Source organism: Roseiflexus castenholzii DSM 13941 (assembly GCF_000017805.1).
Taxonomy (GTDB): domain Bacteria; phylum Chloroflexota; class Chloroflexia; order Chloroflexales; family Roseiflexaceae; genus Roseiflexus; species Roseiflexus castenholzii.
The window spans coordinates 4,009,047-4,029,613 of record NC_009767.1; the positions used below are offsets into that span (position 1 = coordinate 4,009,047).

19 protein-coding genes are annotated in these 20,567 nt (G+C 59.8%); all 19 read right to left on the reverse strand.

All coding sequences use genetic code 11. The annotated features are described in order from the left end of the window. Positions 1-143: 143 nt before the first annotated feature. Positions 144-1,376 carry a class I SAM-dependent methyltransferase gene (locus RCAS_RS15950; RefSeq protein ID WP_012121570.1) on the reverse strand — a complete coding sequence of 411 codons (1,233 nt, stop codon included), beginning with the start codon at positions 1,374-1,376 and terminating at the stop codon, positions 144-146. A 21-nt stretch (positions 1,377-1,397) separates the two neighbouring features. Continuing rightward, positions 1,398-2,450, reverse strand: coding sequence for an NAD-dependent epimerase/dehydratase family protein (locus tag RCAS_RS15955; protein WP_012121571.1), 1,053 nt, complete (start codon positions 2,448-2,450; stop codon positions 1,398-1,400). A gap of 52 nt (positions 2,451-2,502) precedes the next feature. After that, positions 2,503-3,273, reverse strand: coding sequence for a glucose-1-phosphate cytidylyltransferase (gene rfbF / locus RCAS_RS15960; protein WP_012121572.1), 771 nt, complete (start codon positions 3,271-3,273; stop codon positions 2,503-2,505). After that, entirely contained in the window at positions 3,270-4,232 is a 963-nt protein-coding gene (locus RCAS_RS15965; protein ID WP_012121573.1) for a glycosyltransferase family 2 protein, read from the reverse strand. Before RCAS_RS15965 ends, rfbF begins: the two co-directional genes overlap by 4 nt. 123 nt (positions 4,233-4,355) lie before the next feature. Then, positions 4,356-4,961 carry a D-sedoheptulose 7-phosphate isomerase gene (gmhA, locus tag RCAS_RS15970; RefSeq protein WP_049768842.1) on the reverse strand — a complete coding sequence of 202 codons (606 nt, stop codon included), beginning with the start codon at positions 4,959-4,961 and terminating at the stop codon, positions 4,356-4,358. A gap of 16 nt (positions 4,962-4,977) precedes the next feature. Next, positions 4,978-6,150, reverse strand: coding sequence for a glycosyltransferase family 4 protein (locus RCAS_RS15975; RefSeq protein ID WP_012121575.1), 1,173 nt, complete (start codon positions 6,148-6,150; stop codon positions 4,978-4,980). 17 nt (positions 6,151-6,167) lie between these two features. Further along, complete coding sequence (locus RCAS_RS15980) at positions 6,168-7,301, reverse strand: glycosyltransferase (protein WP_232280040.1); 1,134 nt, start codon at positions 7,299-7,301, stop codon at positions 6,168-6,170. A gap of 49 nt (positions 7,302-7,350) precedes the next feature. Beyond that, positions 7,351-8,262, reverse strand: coding sequence for a glycosyltransferase family 2 protein (locus RCAS_RS15985; protein ID WP_012121577.1), 912 nt, complete (start codon positions 8,260-8,262; stop codon positions 7,351-7,353). 26 nt (positions 8,263-8,288) lie between these two features. Further along, positions 8,289-9,266 carry a glycosyltransferase family 2 protein gene (locus tag RCAS_RS23425; protein ID WP_012121578.1) on the reverse strand — a complete coding sequence of 326 codons (978 nt, stop codon included), beginning with the start codon at positions 9,264-9,266 and terminating at the stop codon, positions 8,289-8,291. A 44-nt stretch (positions 9,267-9,310) separates the two neighbouring features. Continuing rightward, complete coding sequence (locus RCAS_RS15995; protein WP_012121579.1) at positions 9,311-10,780, reverse strand: lipopolysaccharide biosynthesis protein; 1,470 nt, start codon at positions 10,778-10,780, stop codon at positions 9,311-9,313. A gap of 59 nt (positions 10,781-10,839) precedes the next feature. Continuing rightward, on the reverse strand, positions 10,840-11,778 hold the full coding sequence (locus RCAS_RS16000; protein WP_049768843.1) for a glucosamine inositolphosphorylceramide transferase family protein: 939 nt from the start codon (positions 11,776-11,778) through the stop codon (positions 10,840-10,842). Continuing rightward, positions 11,778-13,274, reverse strand: coding sequence for an O-antigen ligase family protein (locus RCAS_RS16005; RefSeq protein ID WP_012121581.1), 1,497 nt, complete (start codon positions 13,272-13,274; stop codon positions 11,778-11,780). Before RCAS_RS16005 ends, RCAS_RS16000 begins: the two co-directional genes overlap by 1 nt. Positions 13,275-13,374: 100 nt before the next feature. Then, on the reverse strand, positions 13,375-14,064 hold the full coding sequence (locus RCAS_RS16010; RefSeq protein ID WP_012121582.1) for a YveK family protein: 690 nt from the start codon (positions 14,062-14,064) through the stop codon (positions 13,375-13,377). Next, positions 14,061-15,326, reverse strand: a complete 1,266-nt coding sequence (locus RCAS_RS16015) for a glycosyltransferase family 2 protein (protein WP_012121583.1) — start codon at positions 15,324-15,326, stop codon at positions 14,061-14,063. The genes RCAS_RS16010 and RCAS_RS16015 overlap by 4 nt, the downstream gene beginning before the upstream one ends. Then, entirely contained in the window at positions 15,323-16,471 is a 1,149-nt protein-coding gene (locus RCAS_RS16020) for a glycosyltransferase family 4 protein (RefSeq protein ID WP_012121584.1), read from the reverse strand. The genes RCAS_RS16015 and RCAS_RS16020 overlap by 4 nt, the downstream gene beginning before the upstream one ends. Continuing rightward, on the reverse strand, positions 16,471-17,751 hold the full coding sequence (locus tag RCAS_RS16025) for a glycosyltransferase family 4 protein (RefSeq protein WP_012121585.1): 1,281 nt from the start codon (positions 17,749-17,751) through the stop codon (positions 16,471-16,473). The genes RCAS_RS16020 and RCAS_RS16025 overlap by 1 nt, the downstream gene beginning before the upstream one ends. A gap of 41 nt (positions 17,752-17,792) precedes the next feature. Beyond that, positions 17,793-18,482, reverse strand: a complete 690-nt coding sequence (locus RCAS_RS16030) for a sugar transferase (protein ID WP_012121586.1) — start codon at positions 18,480-18,482, stop codon at positions 17,793-17,795. 97 nt (positions 18,483-18,579) lie between these two features. Beyond that, on the reverse strand, positions 18,580-19,458 hold the full coding sequence (locus RCAS_RS16035) for a nucleotidyl cyclase domain-containing protein (RefSeq protein ID WP_012121587.1): 879 nt from the start codon (positions 19,456-19,458) through the stop codon (positions 18,580-18,582). Next, a complete protein-coding gene (locus RCAS_RS16040; RefSeq protein ID WP_232280041.1) occupies positions 19,455-20,381 on the reverse strand; it encodes a glycosyltransferase in 927 nt (308 codons plus the stop codon). The genes RCAS_RS16035 and RCAS_RS16040 overlap by 4 nt, the downstream gene beginning before the upstream one ends. Positions 20,382-20,567 lie beyond the last annotated feature (186 nt).

Sequence of the window (20,567 nt, forward strand, 5' to 3'; positions counted from 1 at the left end):
AAGCAGTGATCGCATGTGCGGCGAATGCGCCGCCGGGTGCGCCGGAAAGGTCAGCGCGAGTCTGAGCGCGACTATCGCGCACAGAGCATTCACTGAACCGTCGATGCGCGAACGCCCCTTCCGTCGCCCTGCCAGAAACACCGCTACACAATCACCGGTCGCGGGATTGGAATAATGAACTTCCCGCCGCGTTGGCGATACTCTGCCTGCTGGCGCAGAATCTCATCGGCGAAGTTCCATGCCAGCAACAGCACGTAATCCGGTTGCTGCTCCAGCAACGCCGCAGGAGACACAATCGGCAGATGGCTGCCGCTCATGAACTTGCCCTGCTTATAGGGATTCAGATCGGCAACGAAGTCCACCAACCGCGTATCGATCTGACAGTACGCCAGCAGAGTCGTGGCTTTGGCGGCGGCGCCGTAGGCGGCAATTCGCTTGCCCTGTCGCTTCAGATCGGCGAGCAACGCCATCAATTCATCACGAATAGCGCGCACCCGCTCGGCAAAGGAGAGATAGAAATCAACCCGATCCACACCGCGCTCACGCTCCATCGCCAGCAGCGCGCACACCCGCGCGCCAACCGCCTCGTAACGCGCCACAAACAGGCGCAGCGACCCACCGTGGATCGGCGTGCGCTCGACATCGTTGAGGAACAGCCCATTGGCGCGAAACAGGCGGTCGAGCGCCGTCACCGAAAAGTAACACAGATGCTGATGGTAGATCGTATCAAACTCGCAATGATCAACGAGATCGACAACATACGGGCACTCAATCACCGCAATGCCATCGTCCTTGAGCATGATGCGAATGCCACGAACGAAGCCATTGAGGTCCGGCACGTGCGCCAGCACATTATTCGCCAGAAAGACATCGGCGGCTTTGCCCTCGCTGCGCAATTGCTGCGCAAGTTCTTGCGTGAAGAACGTATTGAGCGTTGGGATGCCGATCTTGCGAGCCGCCTCAGCCGGAGCGCGCGCCGGGTCGATCCCCAGCACAGGAATGCCGCGCTCGACGAAATTGCGCAGCATGTACCCATCATTGCTGGCAGCCTCGACCACCAGGCTTTCCGGTCCAAGCGCGCGCGACGCCATGATCGCCTGCGCGCTCTCACCGAAGTGTTTCAGCAACGACTTCGAGACCGATGAAAAATACGGATACTCGGCATAGAACAGCACTTCGGGATCGACCGTCTCCTGAATCTGCAACAGCGCCGAGTCCGGGCAAAACACAAGGGTCAACGGGGCGAACGGCTCCTCACCGCCGAGTTGCTCCGCCGTGAGCAATCGGTCCGCCAGTGGCGTCACGCCAAACGACAGAATCGGCAGCAGATTGGGCGAACCGCTGGCGCGGCAGCGCTCTTCAACACGATACAGCATACATGTCCTCGCACACGGGGGTTATTGCGCCGATCCAACAGCCAGCGCCTGCTCCGAGCGACGCAGCGACGAGTCGAGACGTCCCGACACAATCAGTTTCCGAATGTGATCGATACGTTTGTAGCGTGGACCTTCAAAATCTTCGAGTGTCAACCCGATAGAGCGATAGGCGTCGTACAGTTCCTGTGCGCCTTTGCGCGCATCCCAGGCCGGCTGAAAATCCGGCAGCACACGCTGTATCTTCGAGCAATCAACGCGATAATTGCGCTTATCTGGCTGCGCGCCCTCGGCGAACTGAATGCGACAACCGGGCACGGTCTCATACACAATCTGCGCCAGGTCGCGGATGCGGTAGTTGTCCTCATTACGCCCGACATTGAACGCCTCATTGTGGATCAATTCGCGCGGCGCCTCCAGCACGGCGATAAACGCACGCGCAATATCGGCAATATGCACGATAGGACGCCAGGGAGTGCCATCGCTCTTCAGATAGACCAGCCCCGTCGTATATGCCCAGGCGACCAGGTTGTTCAGCACCAGATCGAAGCGCAGACGCGGCGATACACCGTAAGCCGTTGCATTGCGAAGATAGGTCGGGCTGAAATCGGCATCGGCAAGTTTCGCCAGGTCCTGTTCAACCAACACTTTTGAGCGCCCATAGGGCGTAACCGGATTGAACGGCGAGGTTTCATCGAGCATCTCATCGCCGGCTGCGCCATACGTACTGCACGACGACGAGAAGATAAAGCGTGTGATGCCTGCCTGCTTCGCCAGCATTGCCAGGCGCACCGACGCCAGATAGTTGATCTCATAGGTCAACTGCGGATCAAGGTCGCCGAGCGGATCGTTCGACAGACCGGCGAGGTGCATAATGGCATCGACACCCGCAAGATCGTCTGCTTCGACATCGCGAATATCCTTGCGGATTTCCGGCACATCCACCGGCGGAGCACCGAATGTACACTCCTCGAACAGATCGCTATCCAGCCCCAGCACCTCGTAGCCGCGCTCGAGCAGCATTGGCGTCAGCACGGTTCCGATATACCCTTTGTGTCCCGTCACCAGCACACGCATCGTTGATATCCTTTCGCGTCGCATTTTGTGTTTCGATAAGCGGTGAGGTCGATCAGTCCCAGATTTTCCAGGGCGCATTGCCGCTCTGCCAGAGGCTTTCGAGCAGTTTCTTGTCGCGCAGGGTATCCATGCATTGCCAGAACGACGTATGCCGGTACGCCATCAACTGACCCTCGCGCGCCAGGCGCTGCAACGGCTCGCGCTCCCAGGCGGTATCGTCGCCATCAATATAGTCGAACACTGCCGGTTCGAGCACGAAGAAAGCGCCATTGATCCAGCCTTCGCCGGTTTGCGGCTTTTCGTTGAATTCCGTGATCCGGTCGCCGTCCAGTTCCAGATGACCAAAGCGCGCCGGCGGTCGCACTGCCGTCAGGGTCGCCAGTTTGCCGTGCGAACGGTGAAACTCCAGCAGCGCGTGCAGATTGACATCCGACACGCCATCGCCCCAGGTCAGCATAAACGTTTCATTGCCGATGTACGGCGCCAGACGCTTGATCCGCCCGCCGGTGTTCGTCGGAATACCGGTATCGATCAACTCGACATTCCAGTCGGGACGGTAGCCGCCGTTCATCTCAACCGTACCGGAGCGCAGGTTGACTTTCAGATTACTGTTGAGTGAGCAGTAATCGACCATGTACTTCTTGATGACCTCACCTTTATAGCCGAGCGCAATCACGAAATCTTTGAAGCCGTAGTGGGCATAGTGCATCATAATGTGCCACAGGATCGGGCGACCGCCGATCTCGACCATCGGCTTCGGCTTAACTTCAGTCTCCTCGGAAAGGCGTGACCCGACGCCTCCGGCAAGAATGGCAACTTTCATAGCGAGTTCCTCCGTGCGATTGTCGTAGAATTCAACGCGCGAATGCGCCGCAATGCGCGTCTGCTCAACTGGCGCGCCGCATGGACAACGTCGTTGCCCAACCGTGCCCAATTCAGATCAGCGGCGATCCAGTGCAGCAGCGCACCATAGCAGCGGCGCGCCTCGTCGGGTGGAAGCGGCGTTTCACGAATGGCTTTGATATATTCGTACAACGTGCGGAAATGAGGCATCACGATTTTCCCCTCGTTTGCCGGGTCGAACCAGGCGGCGCGGGCGCGCAGTTTCGCCGCGCGCACCGACTGCGTCGGATGCCGTCGCGAAATGAACAGATGCTCAGGCGCTTCGTAGAAGGCGCCCAACAATCCCAACCGCGCCAGCAGAATGCGGTCCGACGGCACATAGGCGCCGATCAGCGGCGTGCGTCGGAGCACATCTGCGCGAATGACCCCAAACACCTGAAAACAGGGATGCCCGACACAGATCAGATCGTGGAAACGAATACTCGCACGTGGTGAGTCGGTGCGCAACCGCTCGTCATAGGTGTACAGCGTGTTGCCGTCAGGATCGACAACGCGCGTGCGACTGAAGGCGAGCACAACCCGCGGACTGTGATCAAGCGCCGCCACACACCGTTCGAGAAATGTCGGCTCGAGCATGTCGTCGTGAGCATGCCACTTGAAATAGACGCCACGCGCCAATCCAAACACGTAATTGAAGTTCCATGAAGCGCCGCGATTGACATCGTGGCGCACATACCGGATGCGCGCGTCATGCGCCGCATATTTACGACAAATCTCAGGCGTTGCGTCGTCCGAGGCGTTATCGGAAATGATCACCTCAAAATCGTGAAATGTCTGACTCAACAACGAATCCAGCGCCTGGCGAAGATAATGCTGCCCATTGTAAACCGGAAGACCGATACTGACGCGCGGATTGTCATTACGAACAATTCTCGTCATACTTCACTCAGTGAAACTGAAAACCGGAGAGTTCTTTTTATACTATAGCGAGTCACACATTGTTTTGCAATTACAACTCTGTTATCTGACATCAGTTCCCCGCTGATTCGTGTACAAAAATCGTCATACTGACGAAAACAGGGCGCGTTCGACAATCTCGCACACCACATGCGCCACGGTGATGTGCACTTCCTGAATCCGCGCGGTATTGTGCGACGGCACACACAGACACACCTCTACGTGATCGATCAGCAACCCGCCAGTTGCTCCCGCCAACCCGATTGTGGTCATACCGCCATCGCGCGCAGTGCGCATTGCCGCGAGCACGCTCGCCGACGTTCCGCTGGTGCTGATGCCAATCACTGCATCTCCCGGTTGACCAAGCGCTTCGACCTGCCGGGCGAAGACACGCTCATACCCATAGTCGTTGCCGATGGCAGTCAGGATTGAAGTGTCGGTGGTTAGCGCAATCGCCGGTAGTCCGCGCCGCTCACGGCGAAAACGACTGACAAATTCTGCTGCGATATGCTGCGCATCGGCGGCGCTGCCGCCATTGCCGCACAGCAGCACCCGGTTGCCGCGCCGAAACGTATCGACAATCCGCTGCGCAATCGCCACAATGACCGGCAACTGCGTTTCAAGCGTGCGCCGCTTCAGATCGATGCTGGCTTCGATCTCTTCGACTGCCCAGCGGGTGTACGCATCACTTCGTGAGTCCACAGGCGTCATCCTTAAGATTCCAGACTTACGCAGGAGTGCGCACAGCACCCGCACTCCTACCGTTCACGAGGCGTTCGTACAGCGCCACATAGCGTTGTGCCACTGTATCGATAGCGTATCGCTCCTGAATATGCCGCCGCGCATGGACGCCCCACTCTGGCGTTGCAAGCGCTTGCGCCACTGCCCGCGCCAGCGCACCGGCATCTTCCGGCATCACCAGGCACCCGTTCACCCCATCCTCAATGATCTCCATCGAACCGCCAACGCACGTGGCGACGCACGGCAGACCACATGCCATCGCTTCGAGCAGCGCGACCGGCATCCCTTCTGTGCGCGAAGACAGCACGAATGCGTCACATGCGCGCAGATATGCTGCCGTATCATTGGTTGCGCCGGCGAACATCACGGACTGCTCGACACCCAGATCGCGCGCCTGACGCATGAGGTCATTGCGCAACTCGCCATCCCCCACAATGATCAGCCGCGCGTCCGCCAGTGTCGTATCACGTTGCGCCCAGGCGTTCAGCAGCACATCGAGCGCTTTGGCGACCGTCAACCGCCCAACGAAGACGACCAGTCTTCCGTCCGGCAGACCAAGCCGGCGCCGCAGTTCCGTCCGCTCGTCGAGTGAGGCCGGCGCAAAACGTTCCACATCAACGCCATTGGCAATATCCCATATGCGCTCTTCCTGAACGCCCATCGCGCACAATTCATCGTGAATATCGCGGGAAATCGCAACAAAGGCATCACCCCAGCGCAGCGCCGCTGCAACGCGCAGTTTCCCCGTTAGCGGGCGCAACCTGGTCAGTTTTGCCACATCACCACGCGGACCGCGCCCATGCGGATTGATAACCAGTCGTTTTTCGGGCAGCGCGCGCGCCATCAGCGCCAGCGTCATCGGTGAAATCATTTGATGGCAGTGCAGAATCTGGTAGCGGTTTCGTTCACGTATGAGCAGCGCAAGACCGGCGGCCAGGTAACTCACCCCGGCAAGCACGCGCCCGCCGTGCATCCCAACGCGATAGGTCGGAATGCCCTGAACCTCTTCATATGCCAGCGTTCCAGGATACGGGCGCGTCACCGCTATCGCATCGATGCCGCGCGCACGCAGCGCCCGACTGAGCGCCAGCGTATGCGTTTGCGCCCCGCCGATGGATGGGTAGAAATCGTGCAGGATCATGGCGACGCCAATGGGCATAGCGATCCTCCGAGAGATCAGCGGTGCAGGCGCGCGACGCGCGCCTGAGCGCGCACCACTGCCAGCGATTCATACAACTGTTCGTGCCCACGCACATACTGTTCCAATCCGAATGCGCGGCGCACTTTCTCGCGTCCACGCCGACCAAACAGGCGCTGGCGCTCAGGATTGTCGAGCGCATCGAGGAGCGCTGCTGCCAGCGCTTCGACATTCCCCGGCGGCACAAGCCACCCCTCGACTCCCGGCGTCACCAGGGTGCGACAGCCGCCAACATCGGTCAGTACAACCGGACGCGCCGCTGCCATGGCTTCGACTGCCGTCACCGGCAACCCTTCCCAGAGCGACGAGAGCACAAAAACGTGCGTTTCCGCCAGAATGTCCGGGATGTCGTGCCGCAATCCATCGAACGATACGGCACGCGCAATGCCGAGGTCCTGCGCCTGCCGACGCAGCGCCGCCTCCAGGCGCCCCTCGCCGACCATGCGGAAGCGGGTGTCGGGGCGTATGCGCACCACCAGACGCGCAGCATCGAGGAGCAGATGGTACGCCTTCTGCTCGGTCAACCTCCCAATCGTCGTCACCGTCGGCGGAACATGAGGAGCAACCCCTTCGGCAATCGCCAGATACGGTTCCATAGGAACAGAATTATTGATCGTAACCACGCGCGAAGCCGGAATACCCCACCGGCGCATATACTCGACGCCAATCCCCGGCGCGACCATCACCAGGCGCGCAGCGAGCGTCCGCGCAGTCAGGCGTTGCAGCGCGCGACGGTGCCATTTCTGGTGATCGTAATCGTGCGGAACATTGTGCATCGTCGAAACGACCGGCACGCTGGTGAGTGCGCCAACCATTCGCCCCACAATATCGGCGCCGGTCAGATGGGTATGGATCACATCGATCTGCTGCGCGCGCACCAGGCGAGCGATAGCAGACACGACGCGCGGCTCATAGAAACGACGCGCACCCAGCACCGTCAGCGGCAGGCGCGCGGCTTCGAACTCCTGGCGCAGCGGTCCATCGTGCAACGCCACGATATGCCCTTCAAAACGCAGCGGATCGAGGCCGGTCACCAATCCGGGAAGCAAGCGCTGCGCCCCGCCGAGCCAGAGTGTTTCGATGAGCAGCAAGATGCGAATACGGTCGGTCACAGACTTCCCTTCCAGACACCGGACGCCGTTGAAGCCAGGCATCCCGCCTTTATTTTCGCAGCACGGGCGCGTACCGAACCGCCATGATCGCCTCACCGAGCAACTCACGACGTGTCCAACGCACCCAGCGCGTCAATGCCGTCACGCAGCGAATCTTCTCCCCCAAACTGATCGGCGCACATCGAATAATCCGCAGATATTCCGCAATCCACTGCCAGTGCACCAGTGGCGCGCGCCCGCGATACGCCGGATCGAACCAGCGCTGGCGTTCGAGCGCCGATGGATTGGCGCGCACCGACATCTCACGATGCTCGCGGCGAAAAAAGAGCGATTCGGACAATTCGTGAAGTTCGCCGCGCAGCGTTATATCGGCGATCAGGATCATATCCGATGACGGATACCTGCCAATCCGCTGCGTTTGCCGCAGCACATCGGTGCGATACACCCCAAAGACGGGGTTCATCCAACCACGCGCCAGCGGCAAAAACCGGCGGAAGCGATCCGATGGACGCAGATCACGGAAATGAAACCCGTCACGAATCGTGCGCAATGGGCGCCCCGTCTCGTCAATAAATGTCGTCGGCGCATAACAGAGCACAACCGCCGGTTCACGCTCAAGGATTGCGATGCACGCGCCGATCAGATCGGGAGCGCAGAGATCATCGTGCGCCATCCACTTGAAATACCGCCCGCGCGCCAGGTCAACCAGACGATTGTAGTTGAAGGCTGCACCCATATTCCGTTCGTTGCGCACATAGCGCACGCGGCGATCCTGCTGCGCATAGCGATGACAGATATCAGCGGTGCCATCGGTTGAGCCATTGTCGCTGATGATCACCTCGAGATCGGCGAATCGCTGAGCAAGGATCGACTCAATTGCGCGCGCAAGATAGCGCTCGCCGTTGTATACTGGCACGCCGACCGTCACTATCGGAGAAACATGCGAAATTGCAGGGATCATAAGCGATGTTCCACGGAGTGTATGCTTCAAAACCGTTCAAGACCTTCCCGTTCACCGATGGGACGGTACACGACCGACCGTAGCCTGCGCCCAACAGCGGCGTAGGAGTCATCACCAAAGATTGAGCGCAGCAGCCGCTTTGTTTTGCTCACCGGACGTTCAAACGGGAATAATGCCAATCCAAGCGCCGCGTGCCATACGCGACGCGCCCGTGACAACCCGACCTGCGATGCATATGCCGCGCGATCACACTGATCCCAACTCAACCGTCGCGCGAGCAAAAGCGGACGACGCCACGCCGGTTGAATACGGGCAATACCCCGACATGCGATAGACTGAAACATATCCAACCGTTCGATGCCCCGATGGTGCGAGATGCCGCCAGGATGCCAGCGATAGATCATGAGCGGCTCCTCCACAAAACCGACGGGACCGTAGGATGCAATGCGAATAAACAAATCCCAATCCTGCCCCCAGCGCAGTTGCGTATCGAACATCCCGACCGCATCGAACACAGAACGCCGGATAAGCGTCATCGATGGGTTGCCAATAACATTGCGCACCACATTCTCATGTGCCAGGATGCGTCCTGGCGGCACGCCAAAATACTCAATGTGTCGCTCGCCGGTCGTCTGATCCCAGCGCCAACGCAGGCAACTGACCATGACCGTTTCGGGATGCGCTACCAGATACGCCAACTGGCGCTCAAGTTTGTTCGGCAACCAGAGATCATCGCCATCGAGAAAAGCCACCAACTCACCGCTCGTCTCGCGTATCCCGCGATTGCGCGCAGCGCCGGGACCCTGATTATCCTGCCGGATCAGGCGAACGCCACGATGCGCATAGGATTGCGCAACCGCCGCACTCGCGTCGGTTGACCCATCATCAACCACAACGACGTCGTCTGCGGGATGCGATTGTGCCAGCACGCTCTCGATTGCAGCACTGAGGTATTCGGCGGCATTGTATGCCGTAATGACAACACTGACCCGCGGTTCTGTCATACATTGCGTCCTTAAACGGTCGGGGGCGGCGCGCCGGTTAGCGATCAACCGCGCGCCAGACTACCGCGCAGCACCGAGCGCGCCTCCAGAAACATCTCACGTCCGGCGATCCAGATAGTTCCGAGATAGACCAGGGCGCCTATCGGTGGCAGCGCCGCCAATTGCACGATGGGCGCACCCGTCAGCATCGCGTCGAGCGCACCAACAACGGCTGCCATCACCCCTGCGCCCAACAACGCTGGTTGCACCGCATGCCACACGCCCATCAGTCGCACACCGGTCACCCGTCGGATCATCACCAAATCGAGCGCCATACACACCAGCGTCAGCGCGACATGTCCGGCAGCCACGCCCGTAATATTCCAGAACGTGCCGATGGAGAGCACCAGCACAACAATCGGCAGTTTCGCCAGCGACAATTTAAAAGTCAGATCAGGCCGCCCAATCGCATTGTAAATGATCCCCGACAGATACGACACGATGGAAAAGGCGCTGGCGATGGCGATGAACTGCATTGGCGCCGTCATCGGACGCCATACCTCGGCAAAAAAGACCCGCACCAGCGCCGGCGACAACAGCGCCAGCCCAACGCCTGCGGGAAAGGTCACCAGCGCCATATAGCGCAGATAGGCGAAATACATGTCGTGCGTCTTTGCCGGATCCGATTGGGTATGCGCCAGAACAGGAAAGGCGACGGTGCTGACGATCTGACTGACGCTGCGAATGACCAGTTCGGGAATGCGGAACGCCATTGTATAGTACCCCAGCGCCGCCGCGCCAAGCAACCGCCCGACCAGCAGATAATCCACATTGACCATAAAGGAGCCAACCAGACTGACCCCCATAATGTGGACGCCATACCCCAACATCTCGCGCATCACCTGCGGGTCGAACGCACGCGTTGGTCGCCAGCGCACAATCAGCCAGGGAATGATCACCTCCAACACCTTGTTGACCAGTTCTGAAACCACCAGACTCCAGACGCCAAACCCTTGCCACGCCATGCTGATGGCAACCACTGCTTTGATAATATTCCGCACAATCCCGGGAAGTAAATACGCCTTGAACCGGAGATCGCGCTGAAGCATAGCCATCGGCACAGTGCCGATTCCGACCAGCAGCAGCCCAAGCGACAACACGCGCAGCAACGGCGTTACCTGCGGCTCATTGAAGAACACTGCAATCGAGGGCGCCGCAATCCACGCGCCGGCGTACAGAAACACGCTACTGCCAATACTGACGACGAATGCCGCATTCTGGGCTTCTTCCAACCTGTCACGTCGCGCAATCAGGGCATGCCCGACGCCAAAATTATTAAGCAGGTCGAGATAGGCGATCACCAGTGTGCAGTAAGCGATCACGCCGAACTCCGCCGGCGCCAGCAGACGCGCCAGGATCAGCGTAGTGACAAACGTGACGAGGCGCCCGCTCGTGTACGAAAGGAATGACCAGAACGTTCCACGCACGGCGCGCTTGCCGACTCCTTCGGATTGCGATGTTGTCGTTGATTGCACCAGACCGATCCCCCCGTTTGCACTGCGCTATGGTTCGCTGCAACACATCATTGCGCTGCTTACCCGTGATCCAAACCGTTGCGCACATAGAAACGCTTCCGATACCCGTCAACCAGCGCCAGCCATGCGCCTTCTTGCACAGGATGCAGATCGAGCGTATGCATACCGCGCGCATTCCAATCGGCGCGCTGCGGCGCAAGGAGCGACGCGCCGCCATAGGGACGCTCTGCATACCGTTCCGGGGTCAATTCCGTCACTTCGAACGCGAAGACCTGTTTGCCGTAGTTCTGCGAACAATCCTGCGCAAATCGCACCAATCGTCCACTGTGGCAAAGCACCCGCCCCGCCGGGCGCGCGCGCCGAGGGTCGCCCTGCACCACCGGGCTGATCGGATGCTCCCGCCAGGGACCCAGCGGCGTTGCCGCTTCATAGAGGCGCAGGGTGTCGTTGCGCGCGCTATTGGTTCCCACAAACATCCACCAGCGCCCCTGAGAGAAGAACGGCGTCGGATCGAGATAATCGTCCCCCTCCAGCAACGTAGCGGCATACTCCCAGCGAAATGGGAAGTCCACCGCGCGATACAGGCGCACCTGACGTTGCGACGCTGTTTCGGGCGTCATATACCAGGCATTGTTCCACGAGAAGACTAACGGATACGACAGATGGAACGGCTCGTCCAGCACAATCCGGCAATACTCCCACTCCCGTCCATTGCGACTCACGGCCACGCCGATCTGCCCGCGTCGCAGGGCAGCGTGCAGCACCTCGAAAAAGAGCCACCAGTGATCATCGGCGCGCACCAGGAACGGATCGGCGACGAACAGCGCCGGCACATCGCGCACATGCGCCGCCGTGAGCACCGGATTGCGCACGCCGGGCAACGGTTGCAACGCACGCAGGTCGGCGCCGCCATAGATTCCGATTGCCCAATCATCCTTGCGCCGCACTCGACGCAGCAATGGCAGTACATTGCGAACGGACGAGAGAAACGTCTGCATTACCGGCTCGCTTTCACCGCATGATCCGCGTGCGCTGCTGCTTCTCGCTGTGCAATAACAACCAGCGCAACCGCCATGCCGACCTGGAGCCAGAGCATATAGCCATACGCGCCGTGCAGAAAGAGCGACGTCACCAGATACCCCAGCAACCCAACCTTGACCGCAACCGAGAGGTCCGCCATACGACGTTCGCCTGCCGCTACGAACAGGAGTTCGGCTGCGCGCAAGCGTCCCCATACAGTTGCCAGCAACCCAACGAAGACGACCAGACCAACAATCCCCTGTTCCGCAGCGACTTCCAGGTATAGATTATGCGCATCACGTTCAGTATTCGAGCCGGCTCCCTCGATTTCGTTAATATAGTCGCGGTAGTGCAACCGATAGTTTCCGCGCCCGACGCCGAAGATCGGATTGTCGGCCACTATGGCAATCGCAACCTCCGCCTTGACCGAGCGCCCCTGAATCGAACTATCGGCATAGGCGCCCGCATTGTTGCCCGGCAACACTTCATCGAGCGTGCCAAAGCGCGCGCGGAACTCCGGCGGCGCAACATAGAGCAGCGCGCCGATCAGCGGCAGGATCAGCAAATAACGCGCATCGAGTCGCAGGTACATCGCATAGACGACCAGCACGACCACAGCACCGAGATACGCGCCGCGCGAGAAGGTCAACCCAATCGCTGCGAGCAACAGCAACAACGCCGCCATCCCAAACGATTTCCCTCGCCAGGTCCGCCCGTTCAGAATGGCCCACACCGCCAGCGGCACGAGCACGAGCAACAACTGCCCGAAATAGTTTGGATCGTTCACTGTGCCAAACGCACGCGCGCGGTCGTCCATGGTCGTCGAAATCTGGCGCACCGCCGCCTGCGCGAATCCCCAGTAGTTGTTGTCGTAGGTTTTGGTCATCTCCTGATAGACCGTCAACGCACTCAACACGGCACCCACGATCAACAAACCCCACACCGCGCGCTCGAATGCTGCGCGTGTCGAAAGCAGGTTGAAGATCAACCCGGCAATGACACCGTCCTTCGCCGTATCAACGAGACGACTCAGCACCGCGTCGGTATCGCGCGCAAACCACAGACCTGTCGCTCCGACCACCAGGTATGCCAGCATCCACCAGATCACCGGGTCGGACACCAGACCGCGCGGTCGCTCGGAAAGAAATCGCCGCGCCAGCAATACCACGGTGAGCAGGGCAACCATCAGTTTCACAACCGAAGGAATGCCGTGATACTTGATCAGCACGTCGTGGATGTTTCCCCAGTGGATCACCAGCAGCGCCGCCGCGACATACTCCGGTTTGATAAAGGCAATTGCAACGACAACAATCCCCGCGATGCCGCCGAAGAACAACCAGAGCGGCACGTCGCGCGACACCAGCATTCCGGCGGCGATGGAAACAGCCACCACCACGCCGACCTGAAACCAGACGTGTCGCCAGAGACCGGCAGTAACGTCCATCGGATTTTTGAGAAGACGTTCCAGGTACATCCCACCCTCGCTGTGCTGAGCTGTTCTGGCGCCGGAACGGAGCACCGACCGGACAGCAACGAAGAGATACGATCAATAGCGTGTGACCGAGGATGGCGTCTTATTCTTCCGTTGATGGCGCCGGAGATGGAATCGCAGCCTCGACCGTCGAGAGCGCAGGTTGTTGCGCCGCGCCGATCATCACCCCAGACGTATCGGCGCCTGTGCGCAGACCCTGCAACACTTGCTCCAGGAACGCAAACGCCACGCCGAGGATCAAACCGAACACAAAGCCCAGCGTCAGCAAACGCATCGGTTGCGGCGCAATCGGCGATGTTGGCGGCGTCGCCGGATCGATCACCTCGACAGAGATCACCTTTTCGTAGTCCTGCCCCACCATGTTGCGCGCCACCGTATTCGCCACTGCCGCCGCAAACACAGGATCGGCGCTCTGCGCGCGCACTTCGATCAGGTTTGTCTCCGGCGGGGTAATGGTGCGCACCTGCGCCGCGAGCACGGCTTCGACCGGCACGCCAAGCTGCTGCGCCACTTCTTCGTGCATCGACATACTCGTGGCTTTGCGCGCGATGGTGTTGATGACATTCCGCCGGGTAAGCGCGTTGATGGTGTTCAGAATCTGATTGGGGTCCTCGAGCGATACGCTGGGTTTCAACTCGACCGTTGTGGACGCCTGATACACCGGTTTCTGCACCAACACAAACACAGCGGTGCTCCCCACCGTCAGCGCCGTTGCCAGCACCACCAGCCACCAGTTGCGGATCAGAACGCGGATGAACGTTGACAGACTCATGGATTGTTTTCCTTTCCCGATAGTACACGGTACGACGGGTTGACACGGCGCTGCTCAGATGCGCTGCTTTCACGTTCACGCCGCTGAACACGATTCCAAAGCGAGGTATGGCGCCCGGTCAGAAAACGGTACAGTCCCACGAGCGCCGCGCGATTGCCATTCACCAGGAACGCCGGAATATACAGCGCTTTTCCCCATATGCCGCGACATTCGTTGCGCCCTCCCATCCATGCCAGCGCATAGAACACTGCCTGCAACGCCAGCATCACCCAGTTGAAGGGGGACGCCAGCCGCAGCATCCCCCCCTGCGCCGCCGGACGAATCACCGCCGCCAGATTGGCAAGCAGCGCGCCGATCATCGCCAGCGGCACAAACGGGCGCAGGTACTTATGCGACACAATCTGCCAGACGAGCAGCGGATTCAACAGCGGCAACATCCTGTGCGAGTGCCGCATCAGCACAAAACGCTGCGCCACAATTCGCGCCCGACGCTCCTGCTCGTCCTGCGCCGAAGCAGATACCCGCTCGATTGAGCGCGCGTTGGGTATGTATACCACGCGATACCCCTGTTTCAGCACATGCATGGCGAGCGCCAGATCGTCTGCCATCAACCGCGCCTCCGGCAGCAACGGCTGATCGAGCAACCCGCGTCGCACCGCCATAATTTCGCCAACTGCGCCGGTGCAACTGCTCAGTCGCGTCTCCTGGCGCTTGATGTACGACTCGTACTTCCAGTACAACCCTTCCGAGTCACCAAGCGCTCCGTCGCCCTTCGCAATCACTTTGGCGCCTGTCGTCGCTCCGACGCTCGGATCGGCAAATGGCGCGACCAGCGCCCGCAATGCGCCTGCGTCGTACAGGTTATTCGCATCGGACAACACGATAATCTCACCACGCGCCAGCGCGAGCGCACGGGTGATCGCCGCCAGTTTCCCGGCGCGCTCGGGGCGATAACTCAATTCGACGCCACAATCGGCAAAATCGGCGACAATGTCGGGCGTGGCATCATCCGACCCATCGGCAGCCACCAGAATCTGGAGCCTGTCGCGCGGATAATCGAGCGCCAGACTATTGCTCAGTTTGGCAGCAATCACGTTTTGCTCATTGTATGCCGCGATCAGGAGCGTCACTATCGGCAGATCGGCAGGCGGCGCAAACAACGGTTGCGGACGCAACCGCGCCAGTACGGTCAACAGCGCCGGATAGCCGGCATAGACATACCCGATCAGCGTCACGCAGAACCAGAAGAATCGCCCGCTCATCGCCCAACCTCCCGCATCTGCGCCGCGCGATAGACCGCCTCTGTGCGTTCCAGAAAACGTTGCCGGGTATACTGCTGCTCAACCATGCGCCGAGCGCAGTCGCCAAACTGACGCACCATATTCGGATGGTCGAGCAAAAAGATGATCGCCTCCGCCAGCGCGCGGCTGTCGCGCGGCGGCACGAGTATGCCATTTTCCATCGAGCGCACATGCTCGGGAATGCCGCCGACTGTGGTGGCCACCACCGGCTTGCCGCACGAAAACGACTCGGTAATGACAATCCCAAACTCTTCTTCGAGCGATGGAAGCGCGGTAAAATCAGCCAGCGCCATCAGATCGACCGCATCGCTCCGCGCACCGGCAAACGTCACCCTGTCGGCGACACCCAACGCCTGCGCTTCTCGTTCGAGCGTTGCGCGCTCCTCGCCATCGCCCACCAGCACCACCTGCACGTCGGGATAGCGCCGAATCACCTCAGGCAACGCCCGTATCAGATACATATGCCCTTTGCGCGACACCAAGCGCCCGACGCTCACGATGATCGGCGCAGCGCCATCGAGACGCAGTTCCGCCAGCAACTGGCGGCGACGATCTATGGAGAGCGGCGCCGGGATGTCGATGCCGATAGGAATCACCGTGACCCGATCCGGCGCAATATCGCACACGTCGATGACGAACCGTTTCATCATTGCACTCATCGTGATAGCCTGCGTTCCCAGGGAAAATCGTGTCAGACCGCGATTCCGCCAGGGCACTTCTTGCAACGTTGTCACGACCGGCGTGCCGGTCAGCCGCGACGCCAGCCTGGCCGCCAGCGCCGCAAAGCGATGGTGCGTATTGACCAGATCGATCTGCTCGGCGCGAATAATGCGCGCCAGTTGGAGGCCCGATGCCAGTAACCCCGGAAGATTCGGCGTCCGCTTCCCGGACCCAAGATATGGCGTCAGCGGCAGCCGATCATAGGAGCGCGCAAACCCTGCAATGCGCCTGAGCCAGTCGCCGCCTCCCGACGCAATCACCACGTGATACCCCGCGTTCGCCTGGCTCTCCGCCAGCCGGATGAGATACTCGGTTGCACCGCCGATTCCCAAACGCGGACGAACGTGCAAGACACGCAGCGGGTACCCGGGCAAATCTGTCACCATCACGACGCCTCAACAGATTGCACAGTCAAACCCTGCTCCGATGATCGTCGGTCGCGCTCGAACAGCATGCGCAATCGCTCCGCACTACGTTCGAGATTGAATTCGCGCAGCACCAGTTGCCTGCCGGTTGCCGCCAGCCGTCGCCCCAGGTCCCGGTCGGCGTACAGGCGCGCCAGAGCATCCGCCAGCGCCGCCGCATGACGTTGCGGCACGAGCAGACCGGTTTCGCCATCGCGCACCAGTTCTGGAATGCCGGAGATCGCCGTTGCCACCACAGGAACCTCAGATGCCAGCGCCTCCATCAGCGCCACGGGAATGCCTTCCATCTTGCCGTTCGGCATCACAACACTCGGCAAGACCATCACATCCGCCTGTTGCAGAATGTCGCTCACCCGATGACGTGGTTGCGCACCGAGCAGCCGAACGTGTCGCTCCAGACCCAGGCGCTCAATCTGCGCTTCAAGAAGCGGTCGATTCTCACCCTCGCCAACCAGCAGGCACTGAAATGCCATCCCACGTTTGCGCAACAAATCACAGGCATCGATCAGATAGCGCTGCCCTTTGTAGCCGGACAGGCTGCCCACGCACACGATGGTAAAAACCGCGCCGGAGTCGCGCCGCTCGCGCGGGCGAAAGAGGGTCGGATCGATCCCGGAATGCACCACCACGACGCGCTCTTGGGCGACGGATCCGTACAGATCAATCAGCATTCGGCGATTGAACTCCGAAATCGCCACGACAAAACGGGCGGCGGCGACCTTCTCCCGCAGCATGGAGCGCTCGACGTAGAGATCGTGGGCATGCACCGTAAAACTGTAGGGAATACCGGTCAGCAGATTGACCACATACGCGAGCAACGCCGGATGCGTCGCATAGTGCGCGTGGAGATGATCGACCTCCAGATCGACCATGCGGCGCGCTGCATACGCCGCTTTCGGAACGACCACCAGCGCGCGCGACAGAAATTTGGGCGATGCCAGATTGCCGCGCACCGCGCGCCACCAGGCGCGCAGATACGCGACCGGACGGCGCATCAGCCAGTAGACCTGCGCATCGAGCGTCGGGCGCGACAACAACCGACAGTAGTGCGCCCGCTCGACCATCTCCTGCGCATCGGCATGCTGCACCGGCGCCTTTTCCCGAATAAGCGGAAAGATTTCGATCCGCACTCCCTGACGTTCGAGTTCGAGCATTTCGATGAGAATGAACGTCTCGGTCAGCTTGGGGAAGCGCGACATCGTATAGGCAACTGTGCGCGGGCGCGGTGACATCGAACTCATACACTCACTCCCATTCCTCGCGTTGTATCTCTCCGGCGTCATCAATGCGCCCCGCGCCCCTGAAACACCGCCAGAACGGTTCGGACCAGAATCTCCAGGTCCAGTCCCAGGCAACGATGCTCGATATACATGATGTCAAGACGCAACCGTTCATCGAACTCCGTGCTGGCGCGCCCATACACCTGCCACAAACCGGTCAGTCCCGGCTTCACATCGAGGCGCGCTGTCTGCCAGAGCTGATAGGTGCTGGCGTCGAATGAAGTCGGGCGCGGACCGACCAGACTCATCTCACCACGGATCACATTAATAATCTGCGGCAACTCATCAAGGCTGGTCTTGCGCAAAAACTTCCCAACCCGCGTAATGCGCGGATCGTTTGTGATCTTGAAATCGGGCCACTGCAATTCGTTCAGGTGCGCCAGTTGTTTTTTCAACTCCTCAGCATTCGGCACCATGGTGCGAAACTTGTACATTTTGAAACGCCGCCCGCCCTTGCCGGTGCGATTTTGTGTGAAGATCACCGGACCACCCGGCGACTCGATTTTGATGGCCAGAGCGATGATCAGAAACAATGGCAGCACCATCGGCGACGCCAGGAGTGACAGGGACAGATCCATGATCCGCTTGGCGCGCCGATAGGCGCGACCGCGCAACCATTGACGTTCAGGACGGTAGCGCTCGATCCAATCGAGCGTGTATGCCGGTCGGCTCCGATTAACGATGGTCGCCATACTTCCTTCCCTCGCTATGCTCTCTTCAGCGCTCTCGTGGCGCAATCACCCTCACACAACGCTCACTGCCGCCAAAACCGAAATGACAGAGCGTGAACTATACGCTGACCTCCGGCGCATTCAATGACTCCGGCGAACGAACGTCGCGGGTGTGCTGGTGATTCTGGCGGAGATGGCGTTCTGCCGTCTCGACCAGGTCCTCAAAGGTCAATGAATGATCCGGGAACGCCGCCACCCCATAACAGGCGCTGATCCCCAGGCGATCCTGCACCAGATGCACGAGTCGATCCCCCAGCAACCTGGCTTTCTCTTCCGAGGTTTCGGGCGCCACCAGGATCAGTCGTCCCGGCTTGCTATCTTCAATAATCAGATCGGTGCGGCGCAAATGGCGCGCAAGCACGCGCGCCGTCACCGCCAGTACATACCGCTGCATCATCCCCCGCTGCAATTCCTGCACGAAACGATGCATCATCATATTCAGCGAACGCGCATCCGCCTCGAAAATGAGCACACTCAACGGGCGGTGCAACCGACGACTGGCGCTCATTTGCGTCTGGACATCCTCCTGCACTTCATGGAGCGAGCGCAGACGATCATTCCGGTCCCGCAGCGTGATAATTTCGACTGCATGGCGAAACTCCTCCAGCGCAGCGCCGACGCGCTGCGCCAGCACCGCAGCGCCGCCAACCAGCGCAAACTCGACAATGGTCAGGTAGGTATGGACACCGCCAACTTTCGGCGACGGATCGAGCGCCAGCCCGACTCCCAGCACAACCCACCCCAGCGCAACCGTCAGAATTGGCGGACGCTGCCGAAAGACGCTGAACAACGGGAGAAAGACCACAAGCGCAATCACAACATACGTAAACGGCTCAAGGTCCAGCGTATTGATGCTTCCCAAATCGAGGCGCTCAATATTGAAACCCGCAATCAACCAGAGAAGCAGTGCAACCAGTCGGCGACGTAAACTATTCATGGCACGCGTCTCTCTTTCATAGTCTGATCATGCGTATCGGCATTTCGGGCGCGATAGATGTGATACGGGCGATCCGTGTTTGCCTGGCGATCATCAGGATTGGACATACCGGCGCGCACCCGTAGCATCTGAAGGTTGTAGCGCAGCCGATAGATCAGATAACGCGCCAGTTCCCCCCATCCGCGCTCGAAGTAGCGCCCCGATGTCAACACCGCCAGACGTGGCGCGCCGCTATAGACGACAGGCGTTCGCCGGGCGCGCAACACCGGACCAATGCTGAAATCAGCCGGCAGGTAGCCGGCATCGAACAACTCAATAAACAGATCGCGATCAATGGCGAAATTGCTGCCGCGGATCGTGGGGATGCCCATCACCTGGCGCTTGAACCAGCGCGTCAGATGATGAATGGCAACCCGCGCCTGTGTCGCAGCATCATCGTGCAGATCACAAAAATGGACCGGCGTATACGCCGCGCGCGCGCCGGCCGCAAACTGATCCACATACCAATCCAGCAGTGCCGTTGGATCGGGCACACGACAATCGGCGTCGATGTGAATGGTGAGCGGCGCAGTGGCGGCGCGCGCGCCATGGACGCGCGCCGTCACTGCCACACGAATGCCCGGCAAACGCACATCCGGCTGACTGACAACACCAACCCCTACAGCGTGAAACGCAGCGAGAGAGGGCGGATCGTCAGGCGGATAATTATTCACCATGACGATGATTTCAAACGTGTGCCGACCGTGATAGCCGAGAAGATCATTGATGACCATCCAGACCCGCTCTAGATCCGTCTGGGCATTGACTGGGATAATGATCGAGCCATCAGGTCGATGTGAGAGTTCGCCCCGTAACCGGCGCATTGCGGCAGCATTTCTATCCTGCGTGTGCATCATCACAACGTAAGGTGCTTGATTGCTCATAAGAACAGGTCTCATCAGAATTGCCTCACAGCCGCACCATCGCTTCACCAGCGCTGCTCTCTGTTGGTACGAACCCCTATAGAAATCGTCAGGAAAACAGGCGATGTTGCGGTACTGATCAGTGTGTGTCTGTAGCGTACCTCAGAAAGGAAAGTAAGCAATGACAACCAAAGGCATCTCTATGAA

Bases quoted from the DNA above. Each gene is read 5' to 3' on its own strand.
- RCAS_RS15950 (WP_012121570.1), bottom strand. From the start codon at position 1,376: ATGCTGTATCGTGTTGAAGAGCGCTGCCGCGCCAGCGGTTCGCCCAAT.
- RCAS_RS15955 (WP_012121571.1), bottom strand. From the start codon at position 2,450: ATGCGTGTGCTGGTGACGGGACACAAAGGGTATATCGGAACCGTGCTG.
- rfbF (WP_012121572.1), bottom strand. From the start codon at position 3,273: ATGAAAGTTGCCATTCTTGCCGGAGGCGTCGGGTCACGCCTTTCCGAG.
- RCAS_RS15965 (WP_012121573.1), bottom strand. From the start codon at position 4,232: ATGACGAGAATTGTTCGTAATGACAATCCGCGCGTCAGTATCGGTCTT.
- gmhA (WP_049768842.1), bottom strand. From the start codon at position 4,961: ATGACGCCTGTGGACTCACGAAGTGATGCGTACACCCGCTGGGCAGTC.
- RCAS_RS15975 (WP_012121575.1), bottom strand. From the start codon at position 6,150: ATGCCCATTGGCGTCGCCATGATCCTGCACGATTTCTACCCATCCATC.
- RCAS_RS15985 (WP_012121577.1), bottom strand. From the start codon at position 8,262: ATGATCCCTGCAATTTCGCATGTTTCTCCGATAGTGACGGTCGGCGTG.
- RCAS_RS23425 (WP_012121578.1), bottom strand. From the start codon at position 9,266: ATGACAGAACCGCGGGTCAGTGTTGTCATTACGGCATACAATGCCGCC.
- RCAS_RS16000 (WP_049768843.1), bottom strand. From the start codon at position 11,778: ATGCAGACGTTTCTCTCGTCCGTTCGCAATGTACTGCCATTGCTGCGT.
- RCAS_RS16005 (WP_012121581.1), bottom strand. From the start codon at position 13,274: ATGTACCTGGAACGTCTTCTCAAAAATCCGATGGACGTTACTGCCGGT.
- RCAS_RS16010 (WP_012121582.1), bottom strand. From the start codon at position 14,064: ATGAGTCTGTCAACGTTCATCCGCGTTCTGATCCGCAACTGGTGGCTG.
- RCAS_RS16015 (WP_012121583.1), bottom strand. From the start codon at position 15,326: ATGAGCGGGCGATTCTTCTGGTTCTGCGTGACGCTGATCGGGTATGTC.
- RCAS_RS16020 (WP_012121584.1), bottom strand. From the start codon at position 16,471: ATGGTGACAGATTTGCCCGGGTACCCGCTGCGTGTCTTGCACGTTCGT.
- RCAS_RS16025 (WP_012121585.1), bottom strand. From the start codon at position 17,751: ATGAGTTCGATGTCACCGCGCCCGCGCACAGTTGCCTATACGATGTCG.
- RCAS_RS16030 (WP_012121586.1), bottom strand. From the start codon at position 18,482: ATGGCGACCATCGTTAATCGGAGCCGACCGGCATACACGCTCGATTGG.
- RCAS_RS16035 (WP_012121587.1), bottom strand. From the start codon at position 19,458: ATGAATAGTTTACGTCGCCGACTGGTTGCACTGCTTCTCTGGTTGATT.
- RCAS_RS16040 (WP_232280041.1), bottom strand. From the start codon at position 20,381: ATGAGCAATCAAGCACCTTACGTTGTGATGATGCACACGCAGGATAGA.